This window comes from Celeribacter halophilus (assembly GCF_018860305.1).
In the GTDB taxonomy this organism is placed as follows: Bacteria; Pseudomonadota; Alphaproteobacteria; order Rhodobacterales; family Rhodobacteraceae; genus Celeribacter; species Celeribacter halophilus_A.
Map to the genome: position 1 here is coordinate 21,547 of NZ_JAHKPE010000015.1, position 18,073 is coordinate 39,619.

General features: G+C 56.1%; 14 protein-coding genes and 1 pseudogene. 14 read left to right on the forward strand and 1 reads right to left on the reverse strand.

Annotation, left to right across the window (positions count from 1 at the left end):
* The first annotated feature begins 13 nt into the window (after positions 1 to 13).
* The 5 genes from KO492_RS03725 to KO492_RS03745 all read left to right on the forward strand — a co-directional run bounded on the left by KO492_RS03725 (position 14) and on the right by KO492_RS03745 (position 6,567).
* The gene (locus KO492_RS03725) at positions 14 to 1,024 is read left to right on the forward strand and encodes a TRAP transporter substrate-binding protein (protein WP_066605472.1); all 1,011 of its coding nucleotides are present in this window, start codon (positions 14 to 16) and stop codon (positions 1,022 to 1,024) included.
* 225 nt (positions 1,025 to 1,249) lie between these two features.
* A complete protein-coding gene (locus KO492_RS03730; RefSeq protein WP_066605469.1) occupies positions 1,250 to 2,056 on the forward strand; it encodes an aldolase/citrate lyase family protein in 807 nt (268 codons plus the stop codon).
* Positions 2,057 to 2,154: 98 nt separating this feature from the next.
* Entirely contained in the window at positions 2,155 to 3,135 is a 981-nt protein-coding gene (gene araD1 / locus KO492_RS03735) for an AraD1 family protein (RefSeq protein WP_066605467.1), read from the forward strand.
* A gap of 14 nt (positions 3,136 to 3,149) precedes the next feature.
* A complete protein-coding gene (gene araD, locus KO492_RS03740; protein WP_066605465.1) occupies positions 3,150 to 4,901 on the forward strand; it encodes an L-arabinonate dehydratase in 1,752 nt (583 codons plus the stop codon).
* A gap of 151 nt (positions 4,902 to 5,052) precedes the next feature.
* A complete protein-coding gene (locus KO492_RS03745; protein WP_216043773.1) occupies positions 5,053 to 6,567 on the forward strand; it encodes an aldehyde dehydrogenase (NADP(+)) in 1,515 nt (504 codons plus the stop codon).
* Positions 6,568 to 6,795: 228 nt separating this feature from the next.
* Here the strand turns inward: KO492_RS03745 and KO492_RS03750 are convergent.
* A pseudogene (locus KO492_RS03750) lies at positions 6,796 to 6,966 on the reverse strand (IS3 family transposase); the annotation flags it as partial.
* 347 nt (positions 6,967 to 7,313) lie between these two features.
* Here KO492_RS03750 and KO492_RS03755 point away from each other — a divergent pair.
* The 9 genes from KO492_RS03755 (at position 7,314) to KO492_RS03795 (ending at position 17,995) form a co-directional block, all read left to right on the forward strand.
* Positions 7,314 to 7,694, forward strand: a complete 381-nt coding sequence (locus KO492_RS03755) for a DUF2946 family protein (RefSeq protein ID WP_066605461.1) — start codon at positions 7,314 to 7,316, stop codon at positions 7,692 to 7,694.
* A gap of 30 nt (positions 7,695 to 7,724) precedes the next feature.
* Positions 7,725 to 9,914: a NosR/NirI family protein gene (locus KO492_RS03760; protein WP_216043774.1), complete on the forward strand. Its 2,190-nt coding sequence runs from the start codon at positions 7,725 to 7,727 to the stop codon at positions 9,912 to 9,914.
* Between the two features lie 14 nt (positions 9,915 to 9,928).
* Complete coding sequence (gene nosZ, locus KO492_RS03765) at positions 9,929 to 11,866, forward strand: TAT-dependent nitrous-oxide reductase (protein WP_216043737.1); 1,938 nt, start codon at positions 9,929 to 9,931, stop codon at positions 11,864 to 11,866.
* Positions 11,866 to 13,194, forward strand: coding sequence for a nitrous oxide reductase family maturation protein NosD (locus KO492_RS03770; protein WP_436835692.1), 1,329 nt, complete (start codon positions 11,866 to 11,868; stop codon positions 13,192 to 13,194). The genes nosZ and KO492_RS03770 overlap by 1 nt, the downstream gene beginning before the upstream one ends.
* Positions 13,163 to 14,065 carry an ABC transporter ATP-binding protein gene (locus KO492_RS03775; protein WP_216043739.1) on the forward strand — a complete coding sequence of 301 codons (903 nt, stop codon included), beginning with the start codon at positions 13,163 to 13,165 and terminating at the stop codon, positions 14,063 to 14,065. Before KO492_RS03770 ends, KO492_RS03775 begins: the two co-directional genes overlap by 32 nt.
* The gene (locus tag KO492_RS03780; RefSeq protein ID WP_216043775.1) at positions 14,065 to 14,892 is read left to right on the forward strand and encodes an ABC transporter permease; all 828 of its coding nucleotides are present in this window, start codon (positions 14,065 to 14,067) and stop codon (positions 14,890 to 14,892) included. The genes KO492_RS03775 and KO492_RS03780 overlap by 1 nt, the downstream gene beginning before the upstream one ends.
* Complete coding sequence (locus tag KO492_RS03785; protein ID WP_252735260.1) at positions 14,889 to 15,479, forward strand: nitrous oxide reductase accessory protein NosL; 591 nt, start codon at positions 14,889 to 14,891, stop codon at positions 15,477 to 15,479. Before KO492_RS03780 ends, KO492_RS03785 begins: the two co-directional genes overlap by 4 nt.
* A 3-nt stretch (positions 15,480 to 15,482) precedes the next feature.
* Positions 15,483 to 16,406: an FAD:protein FMN transferase gene (locus KO492_RS03790; RefSeq protein ID WP_216043740.1), complete on the forward strand. Its 924-nt coding sequence runs from the start codon at positions 15,483 to 15,485 to the stop codon at positions 16,404 to 16,406.
* A gap of 389 nt (positions 16,407 to 16,795) precedes the next feature.
* Positions 16,796 to 17,995, forward strand: coding sequence for an NnrS family protein (locus tag KO492_RS03795; protein ID WP_216043741.1), 1,200 nt, complete (start codon positions 16,796 to 16,798; stop codon positions 17,993 to 17,995).
* Positions 17,996 to 18,073: the final 78 nt, after the last annotated feature.

Sequence of the window (18,073 nt, forward strand, 5' to 3'; positions counted from 1 at the left end):
ATGGGAGGATCTCATGAAAAATTCCAAACTGAAAGCTGCCCTTATGGCCACGGTCGTCTGCGCAGTGGCAAACCCTGCTCTTGCTGATTTCAAAGACCGGAACTTCCGTGTCTCTAACGGGGTGGCCGAAGACCATCCGGTTCATAACGGAATGGATGCCATGCAGGCCTGTCTTGATGACCGGACTGGCGGAAAGATGAAGATGACAGGATTCTGGGGCGGCGCACTTGGCGGCGACCTTCAAGCTACGCAAGCCCTGCGCTCGGGCGTACAGGAAGCGGTGGTGACATCATCTTCGCCGCTCGTCGGGATTGAGCCGGCGCTTGGTGTGTTCGACTTGCCGTTTCTCTTCCGCTCGAACGAAGAGGCCTATGCTGTTATGGATGGCGAATTCGGAGATTTCATTAACGAAAAGCTGGAAAAAGTCGGTTTGGTCAATCTGGCCTATTGGGAGAACGGTTTCCGCAATGTGTCGAACTCCAAACGTCCGATCACCAAGTGGGAGGATTTCGAGGGACTGAAGATGCGTGTTATGCAGAACAACATTTTCCTCGACACATTCTCGAACTTCGAGGCCAATGCGACGCCCATGTCATTCGGGGAAGTTTTCTCGGCGCTGGAGACTAAGGCGATCGATGCACAGGAAAACCCCTATGTTACGATCGACACCTCTAAATTCTATGAGGTCCAGAGCTACATCAGCGAAACCAAGCATAGTTACACTCCGTTCCTATTCCTGTTCTCGAAGGCGATCTTCGACACCTACTCTCCTGAAGAACAAGCTGCTTTGCGTGATTGTGCTGCGGTGGGTCGTGATGTGGAACGCGAAGTGATCCAAACGCTGAATCAGGAATCTCTTGCCAAGATGGAGGAGGAGGGGCTTCAGTTCAATGTCGTCTCCGCCGAAGAACTTGAACGGATGCTGGAAAAATCTCAGCCGGTTTATGACAAGCACAAGACCGAGATCGGTGCTGATGTGGTCGAAATGGTCCAGAGTACTCTGACCGAGATGCGCAGTAATTAAGCGCATCTTTATTGTCTCTAAGGACTCCGCCAGACAAGGGCGGGGTCCGGTTTAGATTATGCACGGGAGACTGTGCCGGTGAAACGTTAGAACCACCCTGAAGAGTTGCAGGCGGAGTTGGTGCTTCGGGTTTCGTTTCCTGCCCGCGTTATCAACGGACAAATTCTGTAGGTCAACGGTGGTCTGCCTGCTGCCTTTCAACCTGTTTATTCAAGGAGCTTGGACATGCCCGCCCCTCACAATCTTTTCAAGGCCGCCTTGGCCGAACGTCGTTTGCAGATCGGTCTTTGGCAGGATCTGGCCAGCCCTTATTGCACGGAGCTTTGTGCAAATGCGGGCTATGACTGGCTGTTGATTGACGGTGAACATGGTCCGAATGACTTGGTGACCATATCAGGACAAATCGCTGCTCTCCGTGGGAGCCGATCTCACGCTATTGTCCGCCCGCCTGTGGGAGAAGCTTGGATTATCAAACAGATTCTTGATGCAGGTGCGCAAACTATTTTGGTGCCCATGGTCGAAACCGCAGAGCAGGCGCAGGCATTGGTACGGGCAATGCGCTACCCGCCGCATGGTATTCGCGGTGTGGGAGCGGTGGTGGGACGTGCCTCCGATTTCGGTCGGATATCCGATTACACGCTCACAGCAGATGCAGAAACCTGCCTTCTGGTTCAGGTTGAAACGACCAAAGGGCTGGAAAACCTTGACGAAATCGCCTCGGTGGATGGTGTGGACGGTGTCTTTATTGGTCCAGCCGATCTGGCCGCCAGCCTCGGCCACCTGGATAATCCCGCCCACCCTCATGTGCAGGATGTGATCGAGGACATGATCGCTCGCATCATTCGCCACGGAAAAGCCGCAGGTATTCTGATAGGCGATTTGGCGTTGTCTAAACATTATGCTGAGTTAGGTGCAACTTTTGTTGCCATTGGTCATGACGTTGGACTTTTGGCGCTCGGAGCATCGAAGTTGTTGGAGGACTTCCATGCAACCGCTCCTGCTCGCGCGACGGACAAGACGAAGGTCTACTGAACGAAGAGCAGGTAGCCGTCTGGACGACTTCCTACTGGTCCGTTTTGTCGCCATGCACGGCCATCAAAAATCAGGTCAATTACAAGGATGTATTTGAAATGCCCGTCTATCTGAGCCAGCTTAAATCTGGCGGTGTCGTTATTCGTGACGAGAATACCGACGTTTCAAACGCGCGGCTGATTGCTCAAGCCACGACATATGATCTGGCACAAGAGGCCATCGCGCGTGCGCTACCATTGTCACAGGTTTTGCCATCAGGCGGAGAAACTGTCGATCTGGCTCTCCTCGCCAGTCAGGGACATCTTGATGTGCCGATGCGCCATCCCGAGCCCGCACGTATGTATCTATGTGGTACAGGGTTGACTCATACAGGATCGGCTTCGACACGCAATTCCATGCATGCGAAATCCGAAGGCCATGTGTCGGATTCAATGAAGATGTTCCAGCTTGGATTGGAAGGTGGAAAACCCAACCGAGGAACCGTCGGGGCACAGCCAGAGTGGTTTTACAAAGGGCCGGGCAGTGAGGCAGTGGCTCATGGTGACCCGCTGATCTCGCCGGATTTTGCTCTGGATGGTGGGGAAGAGCCTGAAATAGCGGGTTTCTATTTGATCGGTCTCGATGGCACGCCGTGCCGCGTGGGGTTTGCCCTTGCGAATGAATTTTCCGATCATGTGACGGAGAAGCTCAACTACCTCTATCTGGCACATTCCAAACTGCGACCGGCAGCTTTCGGACCTGAAATGCGGCTGGGTGCTTTGCCTCGCCATATCGAAGGGCGTTCACGCATATTGCGTGGGGATAAGGTTCTCTTTGATCAACCCTTTTTGTCGGGTGAAGACAATATGTCCCACACAATTTCCAATCTGGAGCACCATCATTTCAAATACGCTCCTTTCAGGAGGTCAGGCGATCTGCATGTGCATATGTTCGGCACTGCAACCCTTTCTTTCGGGTCTGGCATCAAGACACAACCGGGTGATGTGTTTGAAATTTCGGCGCCTGAATTTGGTCAGGCCCTGAGCAATCCGTTGGCTCAGGCGCCAGAGCAGGGTCTGATCGACGTGAAGTCATTGTGAAGGAGAGGCAGGTCATGACAGCAAGTACTTTCACTCCCGCACCTTGGCCGCGCAAGCTTCGGTCACAAGAATGGTACGGAGGCAATTCGCGTGACACGATCTATCATCGTGGCTGGCTCAAAAATCAAGGCTATCCGCACGATCTCTTTGATGGACGTCCCATCATTGGAATCATGAACACCTGGTCGGATCTGACACCCTGCAACGGGCATTTGCGCGACCTTGCCGAAAAGGTGAAGGCGGGCATCTGGGAGGCAGGTGGTTTTCCTGTAGAGGTACCGGTTTTTTCTGCGTCCGAGAATACCTTTCGTCCGTCGGCGATGATGTTTCGCAACCTCGCCGCCTTATCGATTGAGGAAACAATTCGCGGTCAACCGATTGACGGCTGCGTCTTGATGGTGGGCTGCGATAAGACCACGCCATCGTTGCTGATGGCGGCTGCAAGCTGTGATGTTCCTTCGATTGTGGTCACAGGTGGGCCGATGCTGAACGGGTCTTTTCGCGGCGAACGTGTGGGATCCGGCACGCATCTTTGGAAATTTTCCGAGGATGTGAAGGCAGGGAAGATGACACAAGAGGAATTTCTGGAGGCGGAGCAGTCCATGTCGCGCTCAACCGGCACCTGCAACACGATGGGTACGGCTTCGACGATGGCTTCAATGGCAGAGGCACTCGGTATGGCGCTCTCTGGAAATGCTGCAATCCCTGCGGTCGACAGCCGACGTCGTGTGATGGCCCAGATGTCGGGGCGCCGGATCGTGCAGATGGTCAAGGATGATCTCAAACCTTCGGATATTATGACAAAGCAGGCTTTCGAGAACGCGATCCGCACGAACGGTGCCATTGGCGGTTCGACCAATGCGGTGGTGCATCTTCTGGCCATTGCGGGGCGGGTAGGTGTTGATCTGACGCTTGATGATTGGGACCGTTGTGGACGGGATGTGGCGACCATCGTGAACCTGATGCCCTCCGGTGAATATTTGATGGAGGAGTTCTTCTATGCCGGAGGTCTGCCCGTAGTGATTAAAAATTTAGGGGAATGTGGCCAGTTACACAAGGATGCCTTGACCGTTTCGGGGCAGACTATCTGGGATGAGGTGCGTGATGTGCGCAACTGGAACGAGGATGTGATCCGTCCTGTAGACCATGCATTGACCGAGCAAGGAGGAATTGCAGTGCTGCGCGGGAACTTGGCTCCCAATGGGGCTGTTCTCAAACCCTCCGCAGCCAGCGCGCATCTTTTGACCCACCGTGGTCGCGCCATCGTATTCGAGGATATTGACGACTATAAGACTCGCATTAATGACGAGACGCTAGATATCGATGAAACCTGCATTATGGTTCTGAAGAACTGCGGTCCTAAAGGTTATCCTGGCATGGCAGAGGTCGGCAATATGGGTTTGCCGCCCAAAGTGTTGCGGAAGGGGGTGACTGATATGGTGCGAATTTCAGACGCGAGAATGTCCGGCACGGCCTATGGCACAGTGGTATTGCATACCGCGCCCGAAGCTGCAGCGGGCGGTCCTCTGGGGGTGGTGCAATCCGGCGATATGATTGAACTGGATGTGCCTAATCGCCGCTTGCATCTTGATATTTCTGATGCCGAGCTAAAAGCACGTCTGGCGGCATGGAAACCGCGCCACGAGATTGTGACCAGTGGCTACGCCTATCTGCATCAAAATCATGTAGGTGGAGCGGATACCGGAGCGGATCTGGATTTCTTGAAGGGCTGCAGGGGCAATGCCGTTGGCAAGGACAGTCACTGACTGAGGCACTTCCTCGGAATCTTAATCCCGAACATCAGCGGACTTCTGCGCTGGAAGTGTGAGTGAGTTTGCTGCTTTGAATAACTGCTATGACGGAAGGTTTCGGATCCGGAGCCTTCCGATTATTCCCGAAATAATGAAAGGATACGTAATGATGTTCACCCCGCATGGAAAACATCTGATTGCAGGAGAATGGGTTGAAACAGATGCAAAGTTTGTAAATGAACCAGCCCATGGAGCGCCTTCGAGTTTCTCAATGGGAACGGTTGATCTGGTGGACCGCGCGGCGCATGCCGCCGAAGATGCTTTTTGGTCTTACGGCTATGCCTCACGCAAAGATCGAGCCGCATTTCTTGAAGCTATTGCTGACGAAATCGAAGCCCGCGCTGACGAAATCACCGATATAGGTTGTCGCGAAACAGGGCTGCCGGAAGCGCGGTTGAATGGGGAGCGGAGTCGCACAGTTGCACAGTTACGCTTGTTTGCTCAAACCATCCTTAAAGGCGACTATTTGGATGTGCGCCATGATGAAGCCTTGCTCGACCGGCAGCCAATGCCGCGTCCTGATTTGCGGATGATGCAACGACCGATCGGGCCGGTGGCTGTGTTTGGCGCTTCAAATTTTCCGTTGGCTTTTTCTGTTGCGGGCGGGGATACAGCAGCGGCGCTTGCTGCGGGCTGTCCCGTTATTGTCAAGGGGCACTCCTCCCACCCCGGCACCGGCGAAATCGTTGCCGAAGCTATCTATGCAGCCATCCAGCGCACCGATCAGCATAAAGGTGTGTTCTCGATGGTGCAGGGTGGCAAGCGAGAGGTGGGCACTGCGCTTGTGCAGCATCCTATCATTAAGGCCGTGGGGTTCACGGGAAGCCTTGGCGGGGGGCGTGCTTTGTTCGACCTGTGCGCAGCACGTTCAGAGCCGATTCCGTTCTTTGGTGAGCTAGGATCAGTGAACCCGATGTTTTTGCTGCCGCATGCCCTTGCCTCTCGTGCTGCCGATTTAGGGAAGGGGTGGGCCGCATCCATGACTGGCTCAGTGGGTCAGCTTTGCACCAATCCCGGCATCGCAGTTGTTCCGACAGGAAGCGATGGAGATGCATTTGTTGCTGCCACTGCCGGCGCACTCAAGGAAATTGCGCCGCAACTCATGTTGACATCGGGTATGGCTGAAGCCTATCGCGCGGGCAAAGAACGGTTCGAGAACCGGAATTCGGTCACTCCCGTTTACACCAGTGAGTCCGAGGGCCGTCAGGCGAGCCCGAACCTCTACGAAGTGACCGCAGACGCGTTTCTTGAAGACCATGCTTTGACTGAAGAAGTCTTCGGTCCGCTCAGTCTAGTGGTGCGTGTTGCAGATGGGGCCGCGCTGCCGGAACTGGCGCGGGGATTCGAGGGTCAACTGACTGCCACAGTGCATATGGACGAGGGTGACACCGATCTTGCGTGTGACCTTTTGCCCGTACTGGAGCGCAAGGCTGGACGTGTCTTGTTCAACGGTTTCCCGACCGGTGTTGAGGTCGTCGATAGCATGGTGCATGGCGGACCCTATCCGGCATCGACGAATTTCGGGGCGACTTCGGTTGGAACCATGGCGATCCGGCGCTTTTTGCGTCCGGTCTGTTATCAGAATCTGCCCGCAGTAGTGCGTCCAGAAGATCTAGGCTGAAGCACGTATGCGATGAAGACTATCTGTCTCGGTTCTGTGAAAATGGCTCTCCTGTCTTAACCGGTACAGATTGGGAGTGTTGCTTACGGTTAAAATGCGAGCAACACTCCAAAAGGTTTTTGGGGGGCATCACTTCAGATAAGGTGAGCTAGGAAGGGGTGAACTGTTGCTATCTGAGGTGCCCCTCATTTCCTTGACACCTGCCTTGTTCATTTTCCTTTGTTTGATTTCATAGTCAACTGGCGACAGCATTCCGTTGTTAGTGTGCTTGCGTGTCGGGTTGTAAAAAATCTCGATGTAGTCGAATACGTCCTGCCTTGCGGCGTTGCGTGTGAGGTATGTCCTCCGCCGAATACGTTCGCGCTTCAAGAATTGAAAGAAGCTCTCCGCGACGGCACTCGACCATTGCTCTTAAACCAATGGCGAAAAAGGTTTCGTTCATTGCAATTTCTACGACGGCTCGCCGGGCGGTTTGATTGCTCGACCTATCATTACAAATCCCGCCGTACCGATCCGACCGCGTTGAAAACGCGCAGTAAGGAGATTTGCGAGTCACGCGTGGGATACTGATAAGCGTAGAAAATTCGTGGTGCCTTAAACGGGCCGAGACGTAAGCGTATTTGTGCTTAAATTTAGAAAACAAGCATATATATTCATGTTTTGCAATTACTTAGCATAAACTTTAAAGCTTAGATTTTTGATTAAAGTCAAGGCGTCTGTGACCGGACGGGCGCACACCCGCGGGCATGACACGTTTTGCACCCCTTGTGATGATCGCGATTCTCGCGCTGAGCCTGACGGCTTCGGCGGGGATGTCGGGGATTCTCAAAACCGCGCACGGGATTGCGCGGGCGGGACAGACGAACATTGTCATCTGTGGGCAGAACGGCACCGAAACGATCACGTTGAATGCTTCTGGTGAACCCGTTTCCCCGAAAGACACACAAGAATGCGCACATTGCGCGGATTGTTCCCTCGTGCCGATGGCTGCGCTGTCCGCGCAGACCTTCAATTGTCCGTCGGCGACGCAGGGGGAACGCGTTCAACTCACACTGAACACTTTGCCGGAGCGCAGCAAGCGCATCTGGCAACCGTCCCGTGGACCTCCCAGCCAGAGCAAGGTTTGACACATGCCCCGTTTTTACAAATCTTTTTTGATGTCCCTGAACAGGCTGATCTGCCTGCTTTCTGCACTGGTTTTCTCCGCCTTCGTGACCATAGGTGACGCCGCGGCCCAAACCGCCCAACCCGTTCTCACCGGATTCCTGCAAAGTGAGACCCCCTCCGATATCGTCGAGGGGGCCGATGCGTTTGGCCCCATCCGCGACGATGTTCCTGTCGCACCCGTGTTGGCCGGAGATACCCGGCTGGGCTGGGTGTTCATCACCTCGGATTTCGTTGGTACAACGGGATATTCGGGCAAGCCGATCCACACGATGGTGGCTGTTGACGACAACGCGCGCGTGCTGGGTATCAAGCTTGTAAAGCACTCCGAACCAATCGTTCTGATTGGTATTCCCGACACAAAAATCAAATCCATGGTGGCCGATTACAAGGGTGTGAACCTTGTCGAAGAGGCGGCTTCCGGTGGCGAAAGTCATGATCTCAACATCATTTCCGGGGCAACCGTGACGGTGATGGTGATTGATGACAGCATTATCCGGTCCGGTATCAAGGTTGCCCGTGCGCTGGGCCTTGGCGGCCTGCAACAGGTCGAAGATACAGGGCCGAAATTTGCCATCAATCCAGAGGCCAAAGCGCCGGAAAGCTGGATGGAGATGGAGGGCGACGGCACGGTGCGCTGGCTGTCCCTTGATGTTGGCCAGATCAACGCCGCGTTCGCCGAAATGGATGATCCGCGGGCGGCCAAACGTGCATTGACCGAAGCGCCGGAGACGGTGTTCATCGACATGCAAATGGCGCTGGTCTCGGTACCGGGGATTGGCAAGGCCATTCTGGGCGAGGCGGAAAACAGCAACCTTCAGGACTGGCTCGAAGAGGGTGAACACGCGATCGCAGTGACCGGGCGTGGGCTTTATTCCTTCAAGGGATCGGGCTATGTGCGCGGCGGGATTTTTGACCGGATTGTGCTTATTCAAGACGATGTGTCGGTTCGGTTTCGCGACCGTGGGCATCGCCGCATGGGCAGCATCGCGGCGGCGGATGCGCCGGAATTTACAGAGCGCGATCTGTTCAAAATACCCGCCGATGTTGGCTTCGACCCGACCAAACCGTTCCGCTTGCAGCTTTTGGTGCAGCGTGAAGTGGCGGCGATTGAAAAGGTCTTTACCACCTTTGACTTGGGGTATCAGTTGCCCACGACATATCTGACACCGATTGCCGCATCCCAACCTGTTGCCGTCGCTGCAGAGAATTCAACCGAGGCGCAGGCTCAGGCCGCACTCTGGAAGCGGATTTGGCAGGACAAAACCCCGCAGATTATAGTTGTTGGCGCCATGTTGTCTGTTCTGACGCTGGCATTTTTCTTCCAGATGCAACTGACGCGCTCGGCGCGGGTGACGTTCTGGTTCCGCATGGCCTTTCTGAGTGTGACACTCGTTTGCCTCGGCTGGATGTGGAACGCCCAGCTTTCGGTGGTGAACCTCATGGCGCTGTTCGGCGCATTGATGACGGAGTTCAGCTGGCAAGCGTTTCTGCTTGATCCGCTGACTTTCATCCTGTGGTTCTCGGTGGCAGCTGCGCTGTTATTCTGGGGGCGTGGAGCCTATTGCGGCTGGCTGTGTCCCTTCGGGGCCTTGCAGGAGATCACCAACCAAATTGCGCGCAAGATCGGCATTCCGCAATGGACCCTGCCTTGGGGGCTGCATGAGCGGCTCTGGGCGGTCAAATACATGATCTTCCTCGGGCTGTTCGGGGTGTCGCTTTACTCCATCGAGCAGGCCGAACATCTGGCCGAGGTAGAGCCGTTCAAAACCGCGATTATTCTTAAATTCATGCGGGCATGGCCTTTCGTGGCCTATGTCGCGGCTCTCCTGATCGCGGGGCTTTTTGTGGAACGGTTCTATTGCCGTTACCTGTGCCCGCTGGGAGCGGCTCTGGCAATCCCAGCACGGCTGCGCATGTTTGACTGGCTCAAACGCTACAAGGAATGCGGAAGCCCCTGCCAGACCTGCGCGCATCAATGTCCGGTGCAGGCGATTCATCCAACCGGTGAGATCAACCCGAACGAATGCGTCAACTGTATGCATTGTCAGGTGCTCTATCAGTCCAAAGATTTTTGCCCCGTCGTGATCAAGAAAGAGAAACGGCGCGCGAAAGTGAGTTCACCCGATCTGTCGGCACTCAAAACTGCCGGGATCGAAAATCATCCCAACATCCGCACTTAGGGAAAGGAAACACCATGTCTAAATCGGAGAATAAAGGTCTCAGCCGTCGCGGCTTCATGGGCGCGACAGCTACGGGGGCAGCTTTTATCGGAGGAACAGGGGGCAGGCTGGGCCTGCTGGCTGGCGGGGCAGCGGTTGCGACGGCTGCGGGTACGGGCAGCGCGATGGCGCAGGCCACGGATCACCTCAGCCCGGTTCCCGGTGAACTGGACGAGTATTACGGTTTCTGGTCTTCGGGTCAGACCGGCGAATTGCGCATTCTCGGCTTTCCGTCGATGCGCGAATTGATGCGGGTGCCGGTATTCAACCGCTGCTCCGCAACGGGCTGGGGCCAGACCAACGAGAGCCTCAAAGTCCTCACCGAGAACATGCTGCCCGAGACCAAGGAGTATCTGGCGGCGCAGGGCAAGAAGGTCCACGACAACGGCGATTTGCACCACCCGCATATGTCCTTCACCGATGGCACCTATGACGGACGTTTCATCTTCGTGAACGACAAGGCCAACACGCGCGTGGCCCGTATCCGTTGTGATGTGATGAAAACAGACAAGATCATCGACATCCCGAACGCCAAAGCGATCCACGGTCTGCGTCCGCAGAAATTCCCGCGCACGGGCTATGTCTTTGCCAATGGCGAGGACGAGACACCCATGGTCAATGACGGGTCGGTGCTCGACGAGCCCGAAAAGTATGTGAACTTCTTCACCGCGATTGACGGTGACACGATGGAGATCTCCTGGCAGGTGATGGTGTCGGGCAACCTCGACAACACGGATTGCGACTATCAGGGCAAATACGCATTCTCGACCTCCTACAACTCGGAAATGGGGATGACCCTGCCGGAGATGATGGAAGCCGAGCGTGACCACGTCGTTGTCTTCAATATTGCCGAGATCGAAGCAGGGATTGCTGCAGGTGACTATATCGAGCTGAACGGCGTGAAGGTCATTGACGGGCGCAAGGGACAGAACAAGAAATACACCCGCTACATTCCTGTGCCCAACAGCCCGCACGGCATCAACACCGCGCCTGACATGAAACACGTTGTGGTTGCGGGCAAACTGTCACCCACCTGCACCGTGCTGGACGTGACCAAACTGGATGCGTTGTTTGACGCCGATGCCGACCCGCGTTCTGCTGTGGTGGCGGAACCCGAACTGGGCCTTGGCCCGCTTCATACCGCATTCGACGGCAAGGGGTTTGCCTATACGACGTTGTTCCTCGACAGCCAGATCGTGAAGTGGGACATCGCTAAGGCGGTGGAAGCCTATGCTGGCGTGGAGGTGGACCCGATCGTGTCGAAGGTTGATGTTCACTACCAACCCGGACACAACCACACCACCATGGGCGAGACTAAGGAGGCGGATGGCAAATGGCTGATCTCGCTGAACAAGTTCTCCAAGGATCGTTTCATCAATGTCGGCCCGCTCAAGCCAGAAAACGAGCAGATCATCGACATTTCGACCGACAACATGAAGGTCGTGCATGACGGGCCAACCTTTGCTGAGCCGCATGACGTAATTTTGGTGCGGCGTGATATCGTCAATCCGGTTGATGTCTGGGACCGTAACGACCCGATGTTTGCCGATGCGCGCGCGCAGGCCGAGATCGACGGTGTCGACATTGATGACTGGCAGGACACGGTCATCCGCGACGGCAACAAGGTTCGAGTCTGGATGTCCAGCCAGGCGCCGGAGTTCAGCCTGTCGAGCTTTACCGTCAAGGAGGGCGACGAGGTGACGGTTTATGTCACCAACCTCGATGACATCGACGATTTGACCCACGGCTTTACCCTTGGCAACCACGGCGTCGCGATGGAAGTCGCACCGCAGGCCACGGCTTCGGTGACCTTCACCGCCGCGAAACCGGGTGTCTACTGGTATTATTGCCAGTGGTTCTGTCACGCGCTGCACATGGAGATGCGCGGGCGGATGTTTGTGGAGCCTGCATGATGATCCGTCCCGTTGCCTGCCTTCTTGCCGCCTTGTGTTTCGCCGCCCCCGTGGCTGCGGAGCGTATCGAGGTGCGGGCAGGTGACGGGGCGCTTGCCTCTGCCGTGGCGAATGCTGCGGCAGGGGACGAGATCGTGCTTTCGGCGGGGCGATACGTCGGCCCGCTGGTCATCGAAACCCCTTTGCGCCTGACGGGTGCGAAGGGGGCTGTGATCGACGGTGCAGGGGCTGGCTCCGTCATCACGATCGATGTTGCGGATGTTACAGTGACAGGGCTGACGGTCACGGGATCGGGGCACTCGCACGACACGATTGATGCGGGCATCAAGCTGACGAAGAAGGCCACCCGTGCCCGCGTGATCGACAACGACATTCGCGGCAACCTTGTGGGGGTCGATATTCACGGCGCGCGCGACGCGCTGGTGAAGGGCAACCGCATCGAGGGGCTGCGGCTGGCGCGGATGAATGATCGCGGCAATGGGGTCTATGTGTGGAATGCACCCGGCTCGGTGGTGGAGGACAACGAAATCCGCTACGGGCGCGACGGGATTTTCTCCAACACCTCGCGCGACAATACCTATCGCGGCAACTTGTTTCGCGACCTGCGTTTTGCGATTCATTACATGTACACCAATGACAGCCTGATCGAGGGCAATATCTCCATCGGTAACCATCTCGGCTTTGCGATGATGTATTCCGACAGGATCGTGGCGCGGGAGAATATCTCGATCAACGACCGTGATCACGGGGTAATGCTGAACTTCACCAACCAGTCGGACATCTTCGCCAATATCGTGACGGGCGGAACGGAGAAATGCGTTTTTGTCTATAACGCGCACCGCAATCTTCTGGCCGAGAACATATTTGAGGGCTGCGATATCGGGGTGCATTTCACTGCTGGATCGGAGCGCAATACGATTACCGGAAATGCCTTTATCGGCAACCGGACACAGGTGAAATACGTTGGCTCCCGCGATGTCGAGTGGTCCTATGAGGGGCGTGGCAATTTCTGGTCGGATCATGTTGTTTTCGACCTTGATGGCGATGCCCGCGCTGACAGCCCCTATCGCCCGAATGACTTGATGGATCACATCCTGTGGTCGCAACCGGCGGCAAAGCTTTTGCTTGGCACCCCCGCTGTGCAGCTTGTGCGTTGGTCGCAGGCCCAATTCCCCGCCACACAGATCGGTGGTGTGGTGGACAGTCACCCTTTGACACAGGCGCCGGTTCCCGACGTGCCAGCGCCATATGAAACCCTAGCCCAAGCCACGCCGCTTTGGGCCAAAGGAGGTCGCGATGACGATTTTGACCCTCTCGCATCTCACTAAACGCTATGACAAGGCCGTCTCCGGAACTGCTGCACTAGACGATGTGTCCCTGAGCATTGCTGCGGGTGAACGCGTGGCTCTTTTGGGTCATAACGGTGCGGGCAAATCGACCCTGATGAAATGTGTGCTCGGGCTCATTCCGACAAGCGCAGGTGCGATTTCCATTGCCGGACATGCGCCGGGCTCTGCTGTGGCGCGGGCGCTGGTGTCTTACCTGCCCGAAAGTGCCGCGTTTCATCCGGCGCTTACGGGACGCGAACAGATCCGCCATTATTTGCGTCTGCGTGGAGGGCAGGTCAGGGATGCGGATGCGCTTCTGGATCGTGTCGGATTGTTGGAGGCGGCCGGACGCCGCATAGGCACCTATTCCAAAGGCATGCGCCAGCGTGTCGGACTGGCACAAGCGCTCATCGCCACGCCACGCCTTATGGTACTCGACGAGCCGACCTCCGGCCTCGACCCGATCTCGCGTCGGGAGTTCTATGACATTCTTGATGATCTGGCGGGGCAAGGCACGGCGATCCTGTTGTCTTCGCATGCGCTTTCGGAAGTGGAGGCACGGACCGACCGCATTGTGATCCTGTCCAAAGGGCAACAGGTGGCAGAGGGCAGCCTTGCCGACCTGCGGCGCAGAGCGGCACTACCGCTTACGGTGTCGATGGTGCCGCAGTCAGGTCAGGAGGAGGCGCTTGTTGCGGCTTTCCCCGAAGCTGCGATGCACCATGGCGCTCTGAGTTTTACCTGTGAGGCGGATGAAAAATCCAAGGTCCTCGCCCGTCTTGCAGCAAACAGAGATCAGGTTGCCGATTTCGATATTCAACCGCCATCTCTTGATGACATCTACGCCCATATCAGTCGGAGGGCCGCATGATGTTTGGTCGTATCCTGAGTACTGCTCGCATCGAATTTGCCATTGCGCTGCGCAACCGCTGGGTTGCGGTCGGTGTGGTGCTTATGGTGCTGTTCTCACTGGTCCTGTCGCTTGCGGGCACTGGCAGCGCCGGAGCGCTGGCCGTTGATACCCTGTCGGTCACCGTAGCCAGCCTGACTTCGCTTTCGGTCTATCTTGTGCCGCTCATCGCCCTGTTGATTTCATTTGACGCCATTGCCGGAGAGGTCGAACGCGGCACCTTGCCGCTATATTTGACCTATCCGCTGAGCCGTTCGGAACTGCTTTTGGGCAAACTTGCCGCACAACTGGGTGTGGTCGCCATCGCGGTGCTCTCGGGTTATGGTATTGCGGCGGCCTATGCCTTTGGCACCTCAGGGAACGAGGCCCTTTCTGGGCTGCCGGCCTTGTGGCGGCTGATCTGGACCTCGGTGCTTTTGGGGGCGGCGTTTCTCTCTCTCGGACATATGATGTCAGCACTGGCGCGGCGACCATCAGGGGCTGCGGCTCTGGTGATCGGGCTCTGGCTCATTGCCATCGTGCTCTATGACTTGGGACTTCTGGCCGCCATTGTCGCCGATGATGGTGGGGCGTTTACCACCGATGTTTTCCCATGGGCGCTTGTGATCAATCCCGCCGATGCGTTCCGCATTTATAATCTTGCCGCCTCGGAAGCGGTTGGTGCTGTCTCCGGGCTTGCAGGGGCCGCGTCGAGTATTGCGGTCTGGAAACCTCTTGCATCGCTCTGGCTCTGGCCGGTGCTGGCCGCAGGAGCCGCCCGCATTGCCTTTGGAAGGGTTATCCCATGAAAACCAGTTCGAAAATCCGCCAATCATTTTGCCTTCCGTTCTGTGTCGCTGTCTTTGCGGCTATGGCGCTTGGGGGGTGCAAGGAAGAACACATTGCGCGTCCTGATCCTGTCGACATGACGCCGGAGGCCGTGGGGTTTTATTGCCAGATGAACCTGCTCGAACATGACGGTCCGAAAGCGCAAATTCATCTTGATGGTATGCCTGCCCCGCTGTTTTTCAGTCAGGTGCGCGATGCGGTTGCATATTTGCATATGCCCGAACAAAGCCATGCGGTTGTCGCCACCTATGTTCAGGACATGAGCGGTGCGCGTTGGGATGCGCCGGGTTCCTGGGTCGAGGTGGATGCACCGCTCTATGTCATCGGTTCGGATGCGCTTGGCGGGATGAAAGCACCGGAATTTGTGCCTTTCACAAACCCGGACGCTGCCGAAGCATTTGTGCGTGAACATGGCGGACGGATTGAACGGTTTTCCGAGATCACTGCCGAAGAGGCTCTCGTCGATGCGTCTGAGGCCACAGAAAGCGGGCAGGAAGAAGACATCGGTGCGCGGCTTGAGGCGCTATCGTCACAGAAAGGATTTTGAACCATGCAAGAGACACAGCAGATTACTCGCAGACGCTTTCTCACTATTGCTGCGGCCTCATGTCTGGGTGCGGCGGGGGGGCTGCCGACATCTGTGGCATCGGCCGCGCATTGGCGTGGCGTCGCGCTTGGCGCGGATGCCCAGATCATTCTCGATCATCCTGATGCTACGCGTCTTATTGCGATGGCGCGTGTCGAAATTCGTAGGCTCGAAGCGGTGTTCAGCCTGTATGATGCAAATTCCGAACTGTCGCGGCTCAACCGTGCAGGGCATCTGGAGGCGCCGGCTTTTGAATTGCTTGATTGCCTCGCTTTGTGCCGTCAGGTGCATCTTGCCACTGAAGGGCGTTTCGACCCGACGGTTCAGCCGCTTTGGCAGGTCTTGGCCGAGGCAGCGGTGCAGGGGCATGTCCCCGTAGCGGGCGCGCTTGCCGCGGCTCGCTCGGCGATCGGGTTTGATCGTGTGATGTTTGAAGCGGGGATCGTGCGTCTCGGGCAAGGACAACGGCTGACGCTGAATGGTATCGCGCAGGGGTATGTCGCGGATCGTATCGCGGAGTTGCTCGGTCGTGAAGGCATCGAAGATGTGCTGATCGACACGGGTGAGATCGTAGCGCTTGGCTCTGCGCCTCAGCATGATGGCTGGCCTGTAACGATTGCGGGGGAGAGCGTCCAAAGGCATCTGCGCAATCGGGCTTTGGCGACATCAGCGTATCAGGGCACGGAAATACGGGACGGCGAGGGCCATATCCTCGATCCGCGCCACGGAAATCTGGTGCAGGCGGCGGCGCAAGTCTCGGTCAGCGCGCCCACTGCGGCTATGGCGGATGGGCTTTCGACCGGTCTGGTTCTGACGACATCTCAAGCCGAAGCCGAGCAACTCTTGAGGAATGCCAAGGAGGCGCGCCTTGAGAGTTTTATGCTTTGAACAAAGCGAAATTTAGCCGAGTGAAACGGTGACACGCTCATGCGAATTCTGAGTGTCGCGCTTGTCGTCTTGCCGCTGATGGCCTCCTCTGCCTATCTGGCTTCGGTCATGGGTTGATAGACCGGCGATGAAAAGCAAGTGGAATAGGCTGCTTTCGGGCACCCGTTTTGTATCTTACGTTTCATCGGCTTCTCCCAGAAGGATTTGTACCGGAGCCCATTGTTAAGTTTGGGGCATTCCTCCAATAAAATGAAAGAATTATTCGGTCTGTCTGATGCGGCTGGAAACCTTCTCGCGCCGGCATGATCTGCTCTCCTTGATTTTGGTTAAGACGCTTGTGGCTTGGATTTGTGAAAGTCTTTTTGATTTGCAAAAATAGGATCACGGTGATGAAACGATTTTTCTCACTGATACTGGGCGAAGGGTTTCGCGTTTTTTTTCTCGGTGCGGTGTTCTTCGCTCTTTTCTCTCTTTCCCTCTGGCTTGCGGCTTATTTTGGTGGGTTAGATATCACACCCGAACGTATTAGCCCGAGTGATTGGCATGCTCATGAACTGGTATTTGGTTATGGCGGCGCGACTTTGGCCGGGTTCTTTTTAACCGCAGTTCCAAACTGGACAGGGGCCAAGGCCGCTCGCCATTTCTATATCGGTGCGGCAGCGTTGATTTGGCTTCTTGCCCGTGTAGCAATCCTTTATATCGACAATCTCCCTCTTGCCGGGGTCGCAGTAGTCGAACTGCTTTTTGCGCCCTTTCTCGGAGCCAAGATCGCCACTCAGTTGGTTCGCAAGCCCAAGCCACAGAACTTGGTTTTTTTGATCTTTCTCACATTTTTCTGGGTTGGCGATTGTTTGGTGCTGCTTGACTGGGGGGGACACATCACGGGGCGCGCAGGCATTGGTCTTAGGGTTGGTTTGCTTTCTTTGGCTGCCATGATCCTAGTCTTGGGAGGAAGGGTTACACCAGCCTTCACGCGCAATGCCATGCATAGAGCAGGGATTGAGGTCGCAGAGCTCGCTGATCCTGCAGTGTTTACTCCGGTTGCTCTGGTTTTGGCGATTGCCCTGCCGGTAGTGCAGCTCCTTTATCCTGATACGCTGCTATCCGGCATAATCACTCTTATCGTGGGATTGTTTGCGCTGATCAGAGTCGCAAAATGGCAGAACCGGTTTCAATGGTCCCAGCCTATTCTATGGACACTGCATCTATCCTACGGAACTGTCGGGGTCGGTCTCGTGCTTTGGGGACTTGCAATGGTCGGTTTCGGAAGCGAGGTCGCTGGACTGCACTTTTTGGCCGTTGGCGGCGTTGGAGGCATGACGGTTTCGGTGATGTCACGCGCATCTCTCGGGCATTCCGGACGACCTTTGGTGGCCCCTTCTGCCATGGTGATCGCGTATGTTTTGCTGCCTGTCGCTGCCCTGATGCGATGGCTTGGTGGAATGAACCTTTGGGGCCTGTATACGCCGCTGGTGTTTTTGTCCGGTCTGGTTTGGTGTTTTGCCTTTGCATTGGTCGCAGGAGTGTTTTGGCCCATCTTGACCCATTCTCGTGCGCCACGTCCGTCTGTTACCTCTCCGCCAACATAGCGCAGCCCCACACAGGACGGTTGGCGTTCGTGAATAGTAAAGTGAACCTGTCAAGCTGTCCGAATTTATAACAAACGT

Excerpts from the sequence above, each read along its gene's own strand:
- KO492_RS03755 (WP_066605461.1), top strand. The coding sequence starts at position 7,314 with ATGACACGTTTTGCACCCCTTGTGATGATCGCGATTCTCGCGCTGAGC.
- KO492_RS03780 (WP_216043775.1), top strand. The coding sequence starts at position 14,065 with ATGTTTGGTCGTATCCTGAGTACTGCTCGCATCGAATTTGCCATTGCG.
- KO492_RS03790 (WP_216043740.1), top strand. The coding sequence starts at position 15,483 with ATGCAAGAGACACAGCAGATTACTCGCAGACGCTTTCTCACTATTGCT.
- KO492_RS03730 (WP_066605469.1), top strand. The coding sequence starts at position 1,250 with ATGCCCGCCCCTCACAATCTTTTCAAGGCCGCCTTGGCCGAACGTCGT.
- KO492_RS03745 (WP_216043773.1), top strand. The coding sequence starts at position 5,053 with ATGATGTTCACCCCGCATGGAAAACATCTGATTGCAGGAGAATGGGTT.
- KO492_RS03725 (WP_066605472.1), top strand. The coding sequence starts at position 14 with ATGAAAAATTCCAAACTGAAAGCTGCCCTTATGGCCACGGTCGTCTGC.
- KO492_RS03795 (WP_216043741.1), top strand. The coding sequence starts at position 16,796 with ATGAAACGATTTTTCTCACTGATACTGGGCGAAGGGTTTCGCGTTTTT.
- KO492_RS03785 (WP_252735260.1), top strand. The coding sequence starts at position 14,889 with ATGAAAACCAGTTCGAAAATCCGCCAATCATTTTGCCTTCCGTTCTGT.
- KO492_RS03775 (WP_216043739.1), top strand. The coding sequence starts at position 13,163 with ATGACGATTTTGACCCTCTCGCATCTCACTAAACGCTATGACAAGGCC.
- araD (WP_066605465.1), top strand. The coding sequence starts at position 3,150 with ATGACAGCAAGTACTTTCACTCCCGCACCTTGGCCGCGCAAGCTTCGG.
- araD1 (WP_066605467.1), top strand. The coding sequence starts at position 2,155 with ATGCCCGTCTATCTGAGCCAGCTTAAATCTGGCGGTGTCGTTATTCGT.
- KO492_RS03760 (WP_216043774.1), top strand. The coding sequence starts at position 7,725 with ATGTCCCTGAACAGGCTGATCTGCCTGCTTTCTGCACTGGTTTTCTCC.
- KO492_RS03770 (WP_436835692.1), top strand. The coding sequence starts at position 11,866 with ATGATCCGTCCCGTTGCCTGCCTTCTTGCCGCCTTGTGTTTCGCCGCC.
- nosZ (WP_216043737.1), top strand. The coding sequence starts at position 9,929 with ATGTCTAAATCGGAGAATAAAGGTCTCAGCCGTCGCGGCTTCATGGGC.